The sequence below is a fragment of the Burkholderia metallica genome (assembly GCF_001718555.1).
Taxonomy (GTDB): domain Bacteria; phylum Pseudomonadota; class Gammaproteobacteria; order Burkholderiales; family Burkholderiaceae; genus Burkholderia; species Burkholderia metallica.
In genome coordinates, this window is the sequence record NZ_CP013401.1 from 2,974,889 (window position 1) to 2,990,898 (window position 16,010).

General features: G+C 68.9%; 15 protein-coding genes. 4 read left to right on the top strand and 11 right to left on the bottom strand.

All coding sequences use genetic code 11. The annotated features are described in order from the left end of the window. Window positions 1-43 precede the first annotated feature (43 nt). Window positions 44-1,390: an ATP-binding protein gene (locus WJ16_RS13435; protein ID WP_069257471.1), complete on the bottom strand. Its 1,347-nt coding sequence runs from the start codon at window positions 1,388-1,390 to the stop codon at window positions 44-46. A gap of 3 nt (window positions 1,391-1,393) precedes the next feature. Beyond that, window positions 1,394-2,056 (bottom strand): response regulator, encoded by a 663-nt coding sequence (locus WJ16_RS13440; RefSeq protein WP_021164091.1) that lies wholly within the window; start codon window positions 2,054-2,056, stop codon window positions 1,394-1,396. A 185-nt stretch (window positions 2,057-2,241) separates the two neighbouring features. Between WJ16_RS13440 and dacB the strand changes: the two genes are divergently transcribed. The 3 genes from dacB to WJ16_RS13455 all read left to right on the top strand — a co-directional run bounded on the left by dacB (window position 2,242) and on the right by WJ16_RS13455 (window position 6,311). Beyond that, window positions 2,242-3,774 carry a D-alanyl-D-alanine carboxypeptidase/D-alanyl-D-alanine endopeptidase gene (dacB, locus tag WJ16_RS13445; RefSeq protein ID WP_069257472.1) on the top strand — a complete coding sequence of 511 codons (1,533 nt, stop codon included), beginning with the start codon at window positions 2,242-2,244 and terminating at the stop codon, window positions 3,772-3,774. 396 nt (window positions 3,775-4,170) lie between these two features. Then, window positions 4,171-5,085: a sterol desaturase family protein gene (locus WJ16_RS13450; RefSeq protein WP_069257473.1), complete on the top strand. Its 915-nt coding sequence runs from the start codon at window positions 4,171-4,173 to the stop codon at window positions 5,083-5,085. 95 nt (window positions 5,086-5,180) lie between these two features. After that, a complete protein-coding gene (locus WJ16_RS13455; protein ID WP_069257474.1) occupies window positions 5,181-6,311 on the top strand; it encodes an SGNH/GDSL hydrolase family protein in 1,131 nt (376 codons plus the stop codon). Between the two features lie 81 nt (window positions 6,312-6,392). On the opposite strand, the gene WJ16_RS13460 is transcribed toward WJ16_RS13455, so the two are convergent. The 6 genes from WJ16_RS13460 to pyk all read right to left on the bottom strand — a co-directional run bounded on the left by WJ16_RS13460 (window position 6,393) and on the right by pyk (window position 13,173). After that, entirely contained in the window at window positions 6,393-7,421 is a 1,029-nt protein-coding gene (locus WJ16_RS13460; protein ID WP_069257475.1) for an L-threonylcarbamoyladenylate synthase, read from the bottom strand. An 11-nt stretch (window positions 7,422-7,432) separates the two neighbouring features. Continuing rightward, window positions 7,433-8,629: a 5-(carboxyamino)imidazole ribonucleotide synthase gene (locus WJ16_RS13465; protein WP_069257476.1), complete on the bottom strand. Its 1,197-nt coding sequence runs from the start codon at window positions 8,627-8,629 to the stop codon at window positions 7,433-7,435. An 81-nt stretch (window positions 8,630-8,710) separates the two neighbouring features. Continuing rightward, window positions 8,711-9,232: a 5-(carboxyamino)imidazole ribonucleotide mutase gene (purE, locus tag WJ16_RS13470; protein WP_069257477.1), complete on the bottom strand. Its 522-nt coding sequence runs from the start codon at window positions 9,230-9,232 to the stop codon at window positions 8,711-8,713. Between the two features lie 16 nt (window positions 9,233-9,248). Further along, window positions 9,249-10,139 (bottom strand): phosphoribosylaminoimidazolesuccinocarboxamide synthase, encoded by an 891-nt coding sequence (locus tag WJ16_RS13475; protein WP_069257478.1) that lies wholly within the window; start codon window positions 10,137-10,139, stop codon window positions 9,249-9,251. A 231-nt stretch (window positions 10,140-10,370) separates the two neighbouring features. Further along, the gene (gene fba / locus WJ16_RS13480) at window positions 10,371-11,435 is read right to left on the bottom strand and encodes a class II fructose-bisphosphate aldolase (RefSeq protein ID WP_034189083.1); all 1,065 of its coding nucleotides are present in this window, start codon (window positions 11,433-11,435) and stop codon (window positions 10,371-10,373) included. Window positions 11,436-11,736: 301 nt separating this feature from the next. Then, on the bottom strand, window positions 11,737-13,173 hold the full coding sequence (pyk, locus tag WJ16_RS13485; protein ID WP_069257479.1) for a pyruvate kinase: 1,437 nt from the start codon (window positions 13,171-13,173) through the stop codon (window positions 11,737-11,739). Between pyk and WJ16_RS35765 the strand changes: the two genes are divergently transcribed. Then, window positions 13,172-13,300 (top strand): hypothetical protein, encoded by a 129-nt coding sequence (locus tag WJ16_RS35765; protein WP_256093618.1) that lies wholly within the window; start codon window positions 13,172-13,174, stop codon window positions 13,298-13,300. The two genes, pyk and WJ16_RS35765, sit on opposite strands and share 2 nt — an antisense overlap. A 157-nt stretch (window positions 13,301-13,457) precedes the next feature. Here WJ16_RS35765 and WJ16_RS13490 read toward each other — a convergent pair whose 3' ends face one another. From WJ16_RS13490 to WJ16_RS13500, 3 genes are all read right to left on the bottom strand, one after another. Next, on the bottom strand, window positions 13,458-14,654 hold the full coding sequence (locus tag WJ16_RS13490) for a phosphoglycerate kinase (protein WP_069257480.1): 1,197 nt from the start codon (window positions 14,652-14,654) through the stop codon (window positions 13,458-13,460). A 279-nt stretch (window positions 14,655-14,933) separates the two neighbouring features. Further along, window positions 14,934-15,257, bottom strand: a complete 324-nt coding sequence (locus WJ16_RS13495) for an AzlD domain-containing protein (RefSeq protein ID WP_069257481.1) — start codon at window positions 15,255-15,257, stop codon at window positions 14,934-14,936. Beyond that, window positions 15,254-16,009 (bottom strand): AzlC family ABC transporter permease, encoded by a 756-nt coding sequence (locus WJ16_RS13500; protein WP_069257482.1) that lies wholly within the window; start codon window positions 16,007-16,009, stop codon window positions 15,254-15,256. The genes WJ16_RS13495 and WJ16_RS13500 overlap by 4 nt, the downstream gene beginning before the upstream one ends. Window position 16,010 lies beyond the last annotated feature (1 nt).

Here is a 16,010-nt window from a genome sequence, read left to right on the forward strand (position 1 = left end):
TTAAGCGGGGCTTAAGCGACCGCCGGCGCGCGCGGCGCCGGCTTCAGGCCGATGCCGACGATTGCGGCGCCTCGGCCGGCATTTCGGCATCGCGGAACACGACGCTGACGAGCAGGCCGCCCGCGGCCGCGTCGCCGAGCGACACCGTCGCGCCCTGCTGCGCGGCCACGCGCTTGACGATCGCGAGCCCGAGCCCGCTGCCCGCCACGTCGGTGCGCGCCCGCGCCGAGCTGTCGCGGTAGAAGCGGTCGAACACGCGCTCGCGCTCGTCGGCCGGAATGCCCGGCCCGCTGTCGCCGATCTGCACGCATGCGCGGCCGGCCGCGTCGCGGGTCAGCGACACGTCGATGCGGCCGCCGTCCGGCGTGTACTTCACCGCGTTGTCGAGCAGGTTGCCGAACATCACGCGCAGCGCGCCGACGTCGGCGACGACGCTCGCCGCACGCGTTTCCTCGAAACCGAGATCGATGCCGCGCCGCTGCGCAAGCGGGGCGAGCGCGGTCACGCATTCGGCGAGCAGCGACTGCAGGTCGACCGGCTCGCGCATCGTCGCGCCATCCGGTTCGGCGCGTGCGAGCGCAAGCAGTTGCTCGGTGAGACGCGTCGCGCGCGACACGCCGTCCTGTAGATCCGCCACCGCCTCGCGGCGCGACGCGTCGTCCTTCGCGCGGGCGACGAGCTGCGCCTGGATCTGCACGGCCGCGAGCGGCGTGCGCAGTTCGTGCGCGGCGTCGGCCACGAACGCCTTCTGCGTGTCGAGCGCGGCCGACAGCCGCGCGAGCAGCCCGTTCAGCGCGCGCACGAGCGGCTGCACTTCGAGCGGCAGGCGCGCATCGGGCAGCGGATCGAGCGCTTCCGGCCGGCGCGCCTCGACCGCGCGCGTCACGCGGCCGAGCGGCGCGAGCCCGCGCCCGACGATCACCCACACGGCCGCGCCGAGGAACGGCAGCAGCACGATCAGCGGCCACAGCGTGCGCAGCGCGACGTTCGCCGCCAGCCGGTTGCGCACCGACACCGGCTGCGCGAGCTGCACGACGTTGTCGCCGACGATCGCACCGTACACGCGCCATTCGCCGCGATCGGTGCGCTCGGTCGAGAAGCCGAGCTCCGCGCGCGGCGCGATCGGCGCACGCGGATGCGAGAAGTACATCAGCACGCCGTTGCGATTCCAGATCTGGATCACGATGCCTTCGTCGCCGTTGGTGCGCGAGCCGAACACCTGCGAGAACGGCTCCGACGGCAGCGCCGCGGCGATTTCCTGCAGCTGGTAGTCGAACAGTTCGTTCGCCTCCGCGAGCGCCTGCCGGTAGATGAGCCAGCCCGCGATGCCCACGCCCGCGACGACGATCGCGAGCAGCCAGATCAGCAATTGATGACGAATCGACCTCACGCGTCAGCTTTCCTTGACGACCATGTAGCCGAGCCCGCGCACGTTGCGAATCAGGTCCGAGCCGAGCTTCTTGCGCAGTGCGTGGATGTAGACCTCGACCGTGTTGCTGCCGATCTCCTCGCCCCAGCCGTACATCTTCTCCTCGAGCTGGCTCTTCGACAGCACCGCGCCCGGCCGCGCGAGCAGCGCCTCGAGCAGCGCGAACTCGCGCGCTGACAGCGCGACGGGCGCGCCGTCGAGCGTGACCTGGTGCGAAGCGGGATCAAGCGTCAGCGCGCCGTGCCGGATCAGCGATTCGCTGCGCCCGGCCTGGCGGCGGATCAGCGCGCGCATCCGCGCGCCCAGTTCATCGAGGTCGAACGGCTTGACGAGGTAATCGTCGGCGCCGGCGTCGAGCCCCTTCACGCGATCGGCCACCGCGTCGCGCGCGGTGACGATCAGCACCGGCAGCGCGAGCCCGCGTGCGCGCAGCGTGCGCAGCACGTCGATGCCGTCGCGCTTCGGCAGGCCGAGATCGAGCAGCAGCAGGTCGTACGTCTCGCCGCCGAGCGCCGTCAGTGCGGCGTCGCCGTCCTGCACCCAGTCGACTGCAAAGCCGTCCGAGCGCAGCGCCTTGCGCACGCCTTCGGCAATCATTCGATCATCTTCGACAAGCAGAATCCGCATCGGGACAGGCTTCCATCGGGCAGTCGGACACGCCGACCATTGTAGCGCCGCGAACCCCGCACGCGGCACCGTGCAATGCAACAGAAAGGCGGATTGCAAGGGAGCTGTCCGGACTTGTCTCTACAATGTGCGCTTTGGCGCCGCGCGCGCCCTGCCCGAACGCCGTGCTTCTCCCGTATTTGCCCATGCCGATTTCCGATCTGTCCAACCGGTTCGCCCCCCGCGCCCGCGTCTGCCTGCGGGCCGCCGCCATCGTCGCCACCTGCACGGCCCTCGCATTCGCGCCCGCCGCGCAGGCCCGCAAGAAAACCCACAAGGAAGCGCACAAGACGGCCGTCGTGTCGCCGGCCGCGCGCGCGGCCGGCCTGCCGGCGTCCGTGCTCGTCGCGCTGCAGCGCGCGAAGGTGCCGGCGTCGGCGATGAGCGTCGTCGTCGAGCGCGTCGGCGATCCGGAGCCGCTGATCGCGTGGAACGCGAGCCGGCCGATGCTGCCCGCGTCGACGATGAAGCTCGTGACGACCTTCTCGGGCCTGTCGATCCTCGGCCCCGACTATCGCTGGCGCACGACCGCCTACACGGACGGCACGGTCGACCCCGACGGCACGCTGCAGGGCAACCTGTACATCAAGGGCACCGGCGATCCGAAGCTCGTGCCCGAAGAGCTGATCGACCTCGTCGACAAGCTGCGCAAGGCCGGCGTCAAGCGCGTGGCGGGCGGCCTCGTACTCGACAAGAGCTACTTCGCGGCGTCGACGCGCGATCTCCCTTCGTTCGACGACGACGCGAGCGCACCGTACAACGTCGGCCCCGATCCGCTGCTGTACGCATTCAAGGCCGTGTCGTTCACGGTCACCCCGGGCGACGACGGCAAGGTCGCCGTCGACGTGCTGCCGCCGCTCGCGAACCTGTCGATCGACAACCAGTTGGTCGAAGGCTCGGGCTCGTGCAGCGCGGCCGCCGCAGCCGCGCGCCCGACGCTGACGGCCGGCGGCGGGATCATGACCGCCTCGTTCGCCGGCGACTACCCGCTGCGCTGCGGCGCGCACACGACCAACCTCGCGATCCTCGATCACACGACGTTCTTCGCGCGCGGCTTCCTCGCACTGTGGCAGCAGGACGGCGGCACGATCGCGGGGCCGGTGAGCGAAGGCAAGGTGCCCGCCAACGCGCGGCCGCTCGCCGTGCATCACAGCCCGGTGCTCGGCAGCATCGTCTACGACATCAACAAGTTCAGCAACAACGTGATGGCGCGCAACCTGTTCCTGACGATCGGCGCGGTCGGCGGCAAGCCGCCCGCGACGCCCGAGCAGTCGAGCCGCGTGATCCAGGCGTTCCTGCAGAAGAACGGCATCGCGATGCCCGACCTCGTGCTCGAGAACGGCTCGGGCCTGTCGCGCGAAGAGCACGTGAGCGCGCTGTCGCTGGCCGCGCTGCTGCAGGCCGCGAACGCGAGCCCGGTCGCGCAGACCTTCGTCGATTCGCTGCCGATCGCCGGCATCGACGGCACGATGAAGAACCGCCTCACCAATGCCGGCGTGCTCGGCAACGCGCACATCAAGACCGGCACGCTGCGCGACGTGCGCGCGATCGCCGGCTACGTCGCCGGCGCCGACGGCCAGAGCTACATCGTCGTCAGCTTCATCAACAACGACCACGCGGAAGGCGCGCGCGCCGCGCACGACTCGCTGCTCGAATGGATCTACGCGGGCGAGCACTGACGTTTCCGGGCGACGCGACACGGCGGTGGTGCCGCGCCGTAGGTTCGCGTCGACTTTGCATCGGCCCCGGGCGGCCCGGCGCAGCGTGCCGCACCGGCGCTCGGTCGGGCGCGGCCTGCCGGCGCGTCCGCACACGGAATTCTGCCCTCCCGGTTTGAAACGCCCCCGGCCGCCGGCGCGCGACGCACCGCGCGCCAACCGTGCCCGTAAAACAGGGCCGCACCGCCCGGCCCCGCGCCGCGCGGCTTCCGTAGAAACCCTGTCCTCAGAGGGAACCCTCTACGCTGCCCCCTCGCCTAGCGCGTGGCGATTGCGTAGGCTGTTGGCCTGACTGATATCTACAACGGGCCATACGCCCGGCCTCACGGCTTGCAGGGGAAAGAAGGAGACACGCCCATGCGATTCGACGTCGAATTGCTTCTGCTCGCGCTGGCGCCCGTCTTCCTGCTGTGCATCGCGTGGGAGGCCTGGCACCTCGCCCGCACTCGTGCGCAGGACCACGTTTATGCGTGGCGCGACACGCTGTGCAACGCAGCGCTCGCGCTGATGCACCAGGGCGCCGACAAGATCGCGTGGCTGTTCGTGATTCCCGTCTACGCATACTGCTACCGGCACTATCGGCTGTTCACGTGGCAAGACGGCTGGCTGTCGTTCGCAGTGCTGTTCGTCGCGCAGGATTTCCTCTACTACGTGTTCCATCGCGCGAGCCATCGCGTGCGCTGGCTGTGGGCCGCGCACGTCGTGCACCACTCGTCCGAGCGAATGAATTTCTCGACCGCGTTCCGCCAGAGCCTCATGTATCCGGTCGCGGGGATGTGGGTGTTCTGGCTGCCGCTCGCGTTCGCCGGCTTTCCGCCGCAACAGGTGGTCGGCATCGTGCTGATCAATCTCGCGTTCCAGTTCTTCGTGCACACGCAGGCGATCGGCAAGCTCGGCTGGCTCGAATACGTGCTGAACACGCCGTCGATCCATCGCGCGCACCACGCGCGCAACCCGCGCTACATCGACCGCAATTACGCAGGCGTCCTGGTGATCTGGGATCGCCTGTTCGGCAGCTATGTGGAGGAAACGCCCGACGATCCGCCGCAGTACGGGATCGTCGAGCGGCTCGGCTCGAACAACCCGCTCGTCGCGACGTTTCACGAGTGGGTATCGATGGCCGGCGACGCGTTGCGCGTCGACGGCTGGCGCAACAAGCTGCGCGCGATTTTCGGCCCGCCCGAGTGGGCGAGCGCTTATCATGCGCTGATTGCCGAGGCCGCGAACCCCGATCCGCGCACCGTGCCGCCTGCGGCTGCGCGACACCAATAACCCGTTTCAGCCAACGGCCGCCGCGCAGCCCGGAACCGAGCAGGCACGCGGCAGATGAGAAACACATCAGGCCATATCTACGAGGAGATCGAACGATGCAGACACAACAACACGCACCCGCCCGCACCCGTCGGCGCATGCTGCGCACCGCGCAGGTCGCGATCGCCGGCGCCGCGCTCGCACTGCTCGCCGCATGCGGCGGCGGCGACGACAACAACAGCAGCAACGCATCGAACACGCCGCCGTCGGGCGTGAAAATGCAGGTCGTGTCGTTCGGCGACTCGCTGTCCGACGCCGGCACCTACTCGCAGATCAAGCTCGGCTTCGGCGGCGGCCGCTTCACGACCAACCCGGGCCAGGTGTGGACGCAGAACGTCGCGCAGTATTACGGCGACACGCTGCAGCCCGCCAACCAGGGCGGTTTCGGCATTCCGCTGCAGGCCACCGGCGGTCTTGGCTACGCACAGGGCGGTTCGCGCGTGACGCAACAGCCGGGCATCGGCCATGCGGATGCGAGCGTGCCGAACGCCGACTACGCGCAGGCGACCACGACGCCGATCGCAAGCCAGCTCGCGCAGTACCTGCAGCAGCACGGCAGCTTCAACGCGAACCAGATCGTGCTGCTGAACGGCGGCGCGAACGACATCTTCTATCAGGTCGCGGCCCTGCAGGCAGGCGCCATCACGCCGACGCAACTGCAGCAGAACATCGGCGCCGCAGCGCAACAGCTCGCGGGTCTCGTCCAGCAGATCGTCGCCGCCGGCGCGACCCACGTGTTCGTCTCGAACGTGCCGGATATCGGCGGCACGCCGCTCGCGCTCCAGGGCGGCACGCAGACGACCCTCACGCAACTGTCGATGCTGTTCAACGGCACGCTCGCCGCGACGCTGCAGGCACTCAAGGTCGACACGACCAAATACGTGCTGCTCGACACGTTCACGTGGCAGGACGGCATCCTCGCGAACTATCAGGCGAACGGCTTCAGCGTGTCGAACACCGACACCGCGTGCAACCTGAAGGCGATGGTCCAGGCCGCGACGCAATACGGCGTCGCGAACGCGACCGCATTCGGCTCGTCGCTGTTCTGCTCGCCGCAGACGTACACGGTCGCGAACGCGGACCAGACCTACATGTTCGCCGACACGGTCCATCCGACGACGCGCCTGCATGCGCTGTTCGCGCAGTACGTCGAACAGCAGATCGCAAAGTCCGGCGTCGGCAAGTAAGCAGCCGGCCACGCGCTCAAACGAAAACGCCCGACCGGTTCGCCGGTCGGGCGTTTTTCATTCCGGAAGCAGTCGGCTTCGTCAGTCGCGCGCTTCGAACGCGGCAGCCGCGCGGCCGAGGCGATCGTTGACCGCGATCCATTCGACGGTCTCGGGCAGCTTCTCGACGAGAATCCGCGCAACCTGCGCGCGATCGAGCGCACGCAGCATCCCGTATAGATCGCGCGCATACGCCTGCGGATCTTCCGGCGCCGCGACGAAATGCACGCCGTCGGCCTGCGCCCAACGCCCCGCGCGCGATGCGCGTGCGACGAGCGCGACACGCTCGCCATCGGTTTGCGCAGCCACAAGCAGCGGCTCGAGCGCGTCGAACGGCAGCAGCGCGAGCGGCGTGCGCGGCGCATAGTGCGCCTTCAGCGTGCCCGACGCGCGCGGTGCGGTCGCGTCGCTGCCGTCCGGCAGCCGCGGCGCGCGGCCGAGCACGTCGGCGATCTGCTGCGGCGTCACGTGGCCCGGGCGCAGCAGCGCCGGGAACCCGCGCGACAGGTCGAGAATCGTCGATTCGATCCCGACTTCCGATGCGCCGCCGTCGAGCACGTGAACCGTATCGCCGAATTCGTCGCGCACGTGCTGGGCGGTGGTCGGGCTCACATGGCCGAAGCGGTTCGCCGACGGCGCGGCCACGCCGCCATGCCCGCCGCGCCGTGCGCTGAACGCGGCCAGCAGCGCCTGCGCGACCGGATGCGACGGACAGCGCAGCCCGACCGAATCCTGCCCGCCGCTCACGGCGTCCGGAATGCGCGCATGGCGCTTCAGGATCAGTGTGAGCGGGCCCGGCCAGAACGCATCGATCAATGCCTGCGCATCGGCCGGCAACTCGTGCGCCCAGTAGCCGGGATCGCCGCCCGGCGGCAGGTGCACGATCACCGGGTGATTCGCGGGCCGCCCCTTCGCCGCGTAGATGCGCGCGACGGCCTCGGGATTCGCCGCGTCGCCGCCGAGCCCGTAGACGGTCTCGGTCGGAAACGCGACGAGCTGGCCCGCGTCGAGCAGCGCGGCGGCCGCGTCGATCTGCGCGCGCGTCACGGTGGTCGGGAGATCGATGGACATCGGCCCGCGCCTCAGTCGAGCGGCACGCGCAGCAACTGCGCGCACGCGTTGGCCGCGGCAACGGCTTCGTCGCGCGTTTCGGCCGTGAAGTTCACATGGCCCATCTTGCGGCCGACCCGCGCGTCTTCCTTGCCGTACAGGTGCAGGTGCGCGGTGGGCATCGCCGCGACCGTGTTCCACGGCGGCGTGACGGGATCCGCACCCGCCCCGTTCGGGAACCACACGTCGCCGAGAATGTTCAGCATCGCGGCCGGCGAATGCTGGCGCGGATTGCCGAGCGGCATGCGCGTCATCGCGCGCACCTGCTGCTCGAACTGGCTCGTTGCGCACGCATCGACCGTGTAGTGGCCGGAGTTGTGCGGGCGCGGCGCCATCTCGTTCGCGACGAACGACCCGTCTTCCAGCACGAAGAATTCGACGCACAGCACGCCGACGTAGCCGAGCGTATCGGCAATCCGCACAGCCGCCTGCTGCGCCTCCTCGACACGCGCGGCATCGGCGGCCGGCGCGGGCACGACCGTCAGCGCGAGGATGCCGTTGTGATGCACGTTCTGCGCGAGCGGGAAGGCGGCCGAGCGGCCGTCCGCGCCGCGCGCGATCAGCGCCGACACTTCGTATTTCAGCGGCAGGCGCTTCTCGAGCACGCACGCCACGCCGCCGAGCGCCGCATGCGCGTCGCGCACGTCCCGGGCGGTGCTCACGCGCACCTGGCCCTTGCCGTCGTAACCGAGGCGCGCCGTTTTCAGGATGCCCGGCAGCACCGCGTCGAGTGCTGCGTCGTCGAGCGCGGCGAGCGCCGCCGACGATTCGATCACGACGTGCGGCGCGACGGGCACGCCCGACGCTTCGATGAAGCGCTTCTCCGCGATACGATCCTGCGCGATCGCGACGCAGCGGCCGGCCGGCGCGACGAACGTCGTGCGCGCGAGGAAATCGAGGCTCGCGGCCGGCACGTTCTCGAACTCCGTCGAAACGGCTTCGCACAGGGCGGCCAGTTCGGCGAGCGCGGCTTCGTCGTCGTAGGCCGCGCGCAGGTGGCGGTCGGCGACCGTGCCGGCGGGGCTCGCCGGATCGGGATCGAGCACGGCGACGCGATAGCCCATCGACTGGGCGGCAAAGCAGAACATGCGGCCGAGCTGGCCGCCGCCGACCATGCCCAGCCACGCGCCGGGCAGGATCGGGGAAACGGAATCAGGAGTTGCGGTCATGTCAGTGGTCGGTCGCGGCGGGCGCTGCCCGCCGCAGTGGGGTGGGTCAGGCAGCCGCGACACGCGGCCGCCGGTGCGCCGTCATTCCAGCGGCGGCAGCACCATCGCGTGCGCGGCTTCGTTCTGGCGCACGCGGAACGCGGCGAGCCGGTTCGCGTAGTCGACCGAGTGGCCGGACAGGATCGACACCGCGAACAGCGCGGCGTTCGCGGCGCCGGCCTCGCCGATCGCGAACGTCGCGACGGGCACGCCCTTCGGCATCTGTACGATCGAGTGCAGCGAATCGACACCCTTCAGGTACTTGCTCGCGACCGGCACGCCGAGCACCGGCACCGTGGTTTTCGCGGCCAGCATGCCGGGCAGGTGCGCGGCGCCGCCGGCGCCCGCGATGATCGCGCGCAGCCCGCGCTCGCGCGCCTTCTCCGCATAGTCGAACATCTCGTCGGGCATCCGGTGCGCGGACACGACCTTCGCTTCGTACGGTACGCCGAATTCCTGCAGGATGGCGACCGCGTGCTTCATCACGTCCCAGTCGGAACTCGAACCCATCAGTACGCCGACGAGCGGCGCGCTGTGCGTGTGGGCAGTCTGAACTTCGCTCATGTGTTCCGTTCCCCGATCAGGCCAGCGTCTGGCCCGTGATGCGCTCGAGCGCTTCCTGGTACTTCGCGGCCGTCTTCTCGACCACGTCGGCCGGCAGCGCCGGTGCCGGCGCCGTCTTGCCCCACGGCTGCGCTTCGAGCCAGTCGCGCACGAACTGCTTGTCGAACGACGGCGGGTTGGTGCCGACTTCGTACTGGTCGGCCGGCCAGAAGCGCGACGAATCGGCCGTCAGCACTTCATCCATCAGGTACAGCTGGCCGTGGTTGTCGAGGCCGAATTCGAACTTCGTGTCGGCGATGATGATGCCGCGCGTCGCCGCGTAGTCGGCCGCTTCCTTGTACAGCTTGATCGAGATGTCGCGGATCGTCGCGGCCAGCTCGGTGCCGATGCGGCGCTCCGTTTCCTCGAACGTGATGTTCTCGTCGTGCTCGCCCATCTCGGCCTTCGCGGCCGGCGTGAAGATCGGCTCGGGCAGCTTCTGCGCGTTCTGCAGGCCTTCCGGCAGCGGCACGCCGCACACGGCGCCCGACGCCTGGTATTCCTTCCAGCCGCTGCCGGCCAGGTAGCCGCGCACGACCGCTTCGATCATGATCGGCTCGAGGCGCTTGACGACCACGGCACGCCCCTTCACCTGCTCGACCTCGTCGGCCGCGACCACCGCTTCCGGCGCATCGCCCGTCAGGTGGTTCGGCACGATGTGCGAGAGCTTGCCGAACCAGAAGTTCGCCATCTGGTTCAGCACGCGGCCCTTGTTCGGAATCGGCTCGCCCATCACCACGTCGAAAGCCGACAGGCGATCGGTCGTGACGATCAGGAGCTTGTCGTTGCCGACCGCGTAGTTGTCGCGGACCTTGCCGCGACCGAGGAGCGGCAGCGAACGGAGCGTGGATTCGTAGAGGGTAGACATCGTCTTTTCGCAGATAAGGAGCCAAACCAAAAGGGAAACGCCGTTCCCCGCGGCAGGCGGGAACGGCGGTCTTGCAATACGTCGGCAACCGCCCGGGCGACGGCGCCCGGGCGGTTGCCGGCCGGCCCTCGTTCGGCCGGACGGAACGGTTGCGGGGCCGGATCAGATCCCGGCCGGGCAGCCGCGCGTTCGCCCGATGCCACCATCGGGCGCGGCAATCGTACTACAGTCTCAGCGCACGACCTGCGCGAGCGCGCCGGACTTGTACTGCTCGGCGATCTTGTCGAGCGCCACCGGCTTGATCTTGCCGGCCTGGCCTTCGCAGCCGAACGCGAGGTAACGGTCGACGCAGACCTGCTTCGCCGCTTCACGTGCCGGCTTCAGGTAGTCGCGCGGATCGAACTTGCCCGGGTTCTCGAACAGGTAGCGGCGGATCGCGCCGGTGATCGCGAGACGCAGGTCGGTATCGATGTTGATCTTGCGCACGCCGTGCTTGATGCCCTCCTGGATTTCCTCGACCGGCACGCCGTAGGTTTCCTTCATGTCGCCGCCGAATTCGCGAATCTCGGCCAGCAGCTCCTGCGGCACCGACGACGAACCGTGCATCACGAGGTGCGTGTTCGGGATGCGTGCGTGGATTTCCTTGATGCGCTGGATCGACAGGATGTCGCCCGTCGGCTTCTTCGAGAATTTGTACGCGCCGTGCGACGTGCCGATCGCGATCGCGAGCGCATCGCACTGCGTGAGCTTCACGAAGTCGGCGGCCTGCTCCGGATCGGTCAGCAGCTGCTCGCGGGTCATCGTGCCTTCCGCGCCGTGGCCGTCTTCCTTGTCGCCCTTCATCGTCTCGAGCGAGCCGAGCACGCCGAGTTCGGCTTCGACCGTCACGCCGATCGAGTGCGCCATCTCGACGACCTTGCGCGACACGTCGACGTTGTACTCGTACGACGCGACCGTCTTGCCGTCGGCCTCCAGCGAGCCGTCCATCATCACGCTGGTGAAGCCGCTGCGGATCGCGGCCATGCAGACGGCCGGCGACTGGCCGTGATCCTGGTGCATCACGACCGGGATGTGCGGATACGATTCGACCGCCGCTTCGATCAGGTGGCGCAGGAATGGCTCGCCCGCATACTTCCGCGCGCCGGCCGATGCCTGCATGATCACGGGCGCGCCGACCTGGTCCGCCGCCGCCATGATCGCCTGGACCTGCTCCAGGTTGTTCACGTTGAAGGCCGGCAGGCCGTAACCGTGCTCTGCCGCGTGGTCCAGCAATTGACGCATTGATACGAGAGGCATTGTGGAACTCCTTGGAATGAAAACCGGTGCGCCCTGACGCCGGCGCGGCGCTCGCTCCCGGCGAGACCGGGATGGCGCGGCGCGGCTGAGCGTCGAATAGCGGCATTTTATCGCGAAGCGCCTCCGATTCCGACCGGCCGGTAGCGCCTGCTCGCAATTTGTTACGTTCGCACGGCACAATGCGGGCAAAAAAGAGAAAAAAAGCCGCGCGGGGCATGCGACCCCGCGCGGCTTTCGTCGAAAATCGGCGCCAGATCGTCTCGGGCGACCGTTTCGGGCCGGGCAACTGCCCGGCCGGTGCTCAATAGTGCTCGCCGACGCGCACGATCTTCAGCGTGTTGGTGCCGCCCGCCTGCCCCATCGGCTCGCCGACGGTCAGCACGACCATGTCGCCGTGCTGCACATAGCCCTGCTTGACGACGATTTCGAGCGCGGCCTGCAGCGCCGAGTCGCGATCGCTGTTGAAGTCGACGTGCAGCGGCGTCACGTTGCGGTACAGCGCCATCGTGCGCTCGCTGCCGACGCGCGGCGTCAGCGCGAAGATCGGCACGTGCGTGTAGTGACGCGACATCCACAGCGCGGTCGCGCCCGATTCGGTCAGCGCGATGATCGCCTTCGCGCCGAGGTGATATGCGGTAAACAGCGCGCCCATCGCGATCGACTGGTCGATCCGCGTGAACGTGCGGTCGAGGAAATCCTTGTCCAGCTCGACTTCTTCGGACTTTTCCGCCTCGACGCACACGGCCGACATCGTCTCGATCGTGACGACCGGGTACTTGCCGGCGGCCGTCTCGGCCGACAGCATCACCGCGTCGGTGCCGTCGAGCACCGCGTTCGCGACGTCCGACACTTCCGCACGCGTGGGCACCGGTGCGTGGATCATCGATTCCATCATCTGCGTCGCGGTGATCACGAGCTTGTTCGACTCGCGCGCCATCCGGATCATCCGCTTCTGCAGCGCCGGCACGGCCGCGTTGCCCACTTCCACCGCGAGGTCGCCGCGCGCGACCATGATGCCGTCGGACGCGTCGAGAATGCTCTGCAGCGCCGGAATCGCTTCCGCACGCTCGATCTTCGCGATCATCTTCGGCTTGATGCCGTACGGCGCGCCCGCGATGTTCGCGAGCTGGCGCGCCATTTCCATGTCGGTTGCGTTCTTCGGGAACGACACCGCCACCAGGTCCGCGCCGAGCGACATCGCGGTGCGGATGTCTTCCATGTCCTTCGCGGTCAGCGCCGGCGCCGACAGGCCGCCGCCCTGGCGGTTGATGCCCTTGTTGTTCGACAGCTCACCGCCCACCTTGACGATCGTGTGGATCTCGTCGCCGAGCACGCGCTCGACGGTCAGCACGATCAGGCCGTCGTTCAGCAGCAGCAGGTCGCCCGTGCGCAGGTCGCGCGGCAATTCCTTGTAGTCGAGCCCGACACGCTCGTCGTTACCCAGCTCGCAGCCCGCGTCGAGGATGAAGGCCTGGCCCGGCTCGAGCGTCGTCTTGCCGTTCTCGAACTTGCCGACGCGAATCTTCGGGCCCTGGAGGTCGGCCATGATCGCGATCTCGCGCCCGACCTTGCGGGCGGCCTCGCGCACCATCTCGGCGCGCTGGCGGTGATCGTCGGCCGTGCCGTGCGAAAAATTGAGCCGCACGACGTCGAGGCCCGCCTGCATCATCTGCAGCAGAATCTCCGGCGAACTGGAAGCCGGGCCGATCGTGGCGACTATCTTGGTGGCGCGCTGCATGAAACTCCTCATCTGGATCAAGGTGGATGCGCTGGGTGAAACGCTGCGAGAGCCGGAAGCGGCGGGCCCAGCGGCGGCCGCTCCGGGGGGCGTGCCGGTGCTTGCGCCCGGCATCGCTTTGTTCTGAATTTCGTGGTGCCGTGCGGCCGCGTCGCCGGCAGCCGCCGGTGCGCGCGGGGCGGTGTTCGCCCGCGCGGGCGCGCGTTTGCGCTTGCCCGCGCCGGCCGGCTGCTCCGCTTTCGCGGAGCGCGCGGCCTTCGTCACCCCTGCGCGCGCCGCCACGCTCAGGCCGCCCGCGTTTCGAGCACTTCCACCGCCGGCAGCTTCTTCCCTTCGAGGAACTCGAGGAAGGCGCCGCCGCCCGTCGAGATGTAGCTGACCTGGTCGTGGATGCCGTACTTCGCGATGGCCGCGAGCGTGTCGCCGCCGCCCGCGATCGAGAACGCGGACGATTTGGCGATCGCTTCGGCGAGCGTCTTCGTGCCGTTGCCGAACTGGTCGAACTCGAACACGCCGACCGGGCCGTTCCAGACAATCGTGCCGGCTTTCTCGAGCTGACTCGCGAGCGCCTTGGCCGTATCGGGGCCGATGTCGAGGATCATGTCGTCCGCTTCGATGTCGGCGACCTGCTTCACCGTGGCCGCGGCCGTCGGCGAGAATTCCTTCGCGGTGACGACGTCGGTCGGGATCGGCACCGACGCGCCGCGCTCGCGCGCTTCGTCGATGATCGCCTTCGCCTCGTTGACGAGGTCGGCTTCCGCGAGCGACTTGCCGATCGACAGGCCGGCCGCGAGCATGAACGTGTTCGCGATGCCGCCGCCGACGATCAGCTGGTCGACCTTGCCGGCCAGCGACTTCAGGATCGTGAGCTTGGTCGAGACCTTCGAGCCGGCGACGATCGCCACCAGCGGGCGCGCCGGGTTGCCGAGCGCCTTGCCGAGCGCGTCGAGTTCGGCGGCCAGGAGCGGGCCCGCGCACGCGACCGGCGCGTACTTCGCGATCCCGTGCGTGGTCGCTTCCGCGCGGTGCGCGGTGCCGAATGCGTCGTTCACGTACACGTCGCAGAGCTTCGCCATCTTCTGGGCGAGCTCGTCCGAATTCTTCTTCTCGCCCTTGTTCACGCGGCAGTTCTCGAGCAGCACGACCTGGCCCGGCGCGACGTTCACGCCGTTCTCGACCCAGTTCGACACGAGCGGCACGTCACGGCCGAGCAGCTCGGCGAGGCGCTTCGCGACCGGCGCGAGCGAATCTTCCGGCTTGAATTCGCCTTCGGTCGGGCGGCCGAGGTGCGACGTGACCATCACGGCCGCGCCGGCGTCGAGCGCGGCCTGGATGGCCGGCACGGATGCGCGCACGCGGGTGTCCTCGGTGATGTTGCCCTGGTCGTCCTGCGGGACGTTCAGGTCGGCGCGGATGAATACCCGCTTGCCGGCGAGCTGGCCGGCGGCGATCAGGTCGGTAAGACGCTTGACTTGGCTCATGTTGAACAGATTGAAGTGGTGGATGGGGAAAGGGGGTTCACGCTGGACGTGCGCGGGCTGCCGCGAAAGGGCGCCGGATGCGGCCGTGGCTGGCGGTTCGCATGACGCGCACGGGTAAAAAATCCTGAACGGGCATTCTAGCCGATCCATCCGGCAGACTGACCCGCGGGCGGCGAATTCCGCCTATTTGGGATCGCGCGCGGCGACGAACACATTGCCGCAACGCAACAATGCGCCGGCGCGAACGGCCGGCGCCCGGCGCACCTGAACGGCGGCTCATCAGAACACCAGGCGCAGCACTGTGAACACGAGCATCCCGACGACGATCGTGCCAAGCATGCTGCGCCGCCACAGAAACCAGCCGAGGCCGGCGAGCGCCGCGTAGAACGGATGGTTGGACAACGCGAACGACAGCCCGGCCGGCGTTTCGAGCACGTCGGGCAGCACGACGGCGACGAGCGCGGCGGCCGGCGCGTAGCGCAGCGCGCGCTGCGCGCGTTCGGGCAGCACCGTGCGTTCGCCGCCGATCAGGAACAGCGCGCGCGTGACGGCCGTGACGATCGTCATCCCGATGATGACGATCCAGATTTCCGTCGCGCTCATTCGACCTCCTTCTCGTGCACGGTTTCGGTGCGGATGCGTCGCCAGTCGGCCCGCTCGACGAAGAAATCGGCCGTGCAGCCGGCCGCCAGCGCGGCGAGCACCGCGAGCGGCAACGCGAGCCGGTACGGCAGGTCGAACGCGACGAGCGACACGACGCCGGCGACCGCGACGGCCGCGAGCGTCGAGCGGTTCGCGACGGCCGACACCATGATCGGGATCAGCGCGAGCGTGCCGGCCAGCTCCAGCCCCCAGCTCGCGGGAAAGAAGCTCGCGAGCAGGATGCCGGCGAGCGACGACACCTGCCACGACAGCCAGCTCGCGAGCGCCATCCCCCAGAAATACGCTTCCTTGCCGGGCACGTGGCCGTAGGCGAAGCCCTGTTTCTGGAACAGCAGGTAGATCACGTCGCCGTTGAAATAGCCGATTGCGAGGCGCCGCCACAGCGGCAGGTAGGAAAAATGGGGCGCCAGCCCGGCGCTGAAGATCACGAAGCGCGTGTTGACCATCGCGGCCGTGAGCAGGATGGTCCAGATCGGCAGCTTCGCCGCGAGGAGCGGCAGCACCGCGAGCTGCGACGAGCCCGCGTAGACCAGCAGCGACATCGCGCTCGCCTGCCAGAGCGTCATCACCGATTTGCTCATCGCGATGCCGGTGACGAGCCCCCACGAGAAAATCGCCATCAGCGTCGGGGAATAGTCGCGCGCGCCCTGGATCAGCGCGAAGCGGTCGGTGGCGGATAGTCGAGCGAACATG

Excerpts from the sequence above, each read along its gene's own strand:
- WJ16_RS13465 (WP_069257476.1), bottom strand. The coding sequence starts at position 8,629 with ATGACCGCAACTCCTGATTCCGTTTCCCCGATCCTGCCCGGCGCGTGG.
- fba (WP_034189083.1), bottom strand. The coding sequence starts at position 11,435 with ATGCCTCTCGTATCAATGCGTCAATTGCTGGACCACGCGGCAGAGCAC.
- WJ16_RS13490 (WP_069257480.1), bottom strand. The coding sequence starts at position 14,654 with ATGAGCCAAGTCAAGCGTCTTACCGACCTGATCGCCGCCGGCCAGCTC.
- WJ16_RS35765 (WP_256093618.1), top strand. The coding sequence starts at position 13,172 with ATGAAACTCCTCATCTGGATCAAGGTGGATGCGCTGGGTGAAACGCTG.
- WJ16_RS13455 (WP_069257474.1), top strand. The coding sequence starts at position 5,181 with ATGCAGACACAACAACACGCACCCGCCCGCACCCGTCGGCGCATGCTG.
- dacB (WP_069257472.1), top strand. The coding sequence starts at position 2,242 with ATGCCGATTTCCGATCTGTCCAACCGGTTCGCCCCCCGCGCCCGCGTC.
- purE (WP_069257477.1), bottom strand. The coding sequence starts at position 9,232 with ATGAGCGAAGTTCAGACTGCCCACACGCACAGCGCGCCGCTCGTCGGC.
- WJ16_RS13450 (WP_069257473.1), top strand. The coding sequence starts at position 4,171 with ATGCGATTCGACGTCGAATTGCTTCTGCTCGCGCTGGCGCCCGTCTTC.
- WJ16_RS13500 (WP_069257482.1), bottom strand. The coding sequence starts at position 16,009 with ATGTTCGCTCGACTATCCGCCACCGACCGCTTCGCGCTGATCCAGGGC.
- WJ16_RS13460 (WP_069257475.1), bottom strand. The coding sequence starts at position 7,421 with ATGTCCATCGATCTCCCGACCACCGTGACGCGCGCGCAGATCGACGCG.
- WJ16_RS13475 (WP_069257478.1), bottom strand. The coding sequence starts at position 10,139 with ATGTCTACCCTCTACGAATCCACGCTCCGTTCGCTGCCGCTCCTCGGT.
- WJ16_RS13440 (WP_021164091.1), bottom strand. The coding sequence starts at position 2,056 with ATGCGGATTCTGCTTGTCGAAGATGATCGAATGATTGCCGAAGGCGTG.
- WJ16_RS13495 (WP_069257481.1), bottom strand. The coding sequence starts at position 15,257 with ATGAGCGCGACGGAAATCTGGATCGTCATCATCGGGATGACGATCGTC.
- pyk (WP_069257479.1), bottom strand. The coding sequence starts at position 13,173 with ATGCAGCGCGCCACCAAGATAGTCGCCACGATCGGCCCGGCTTCCAGT.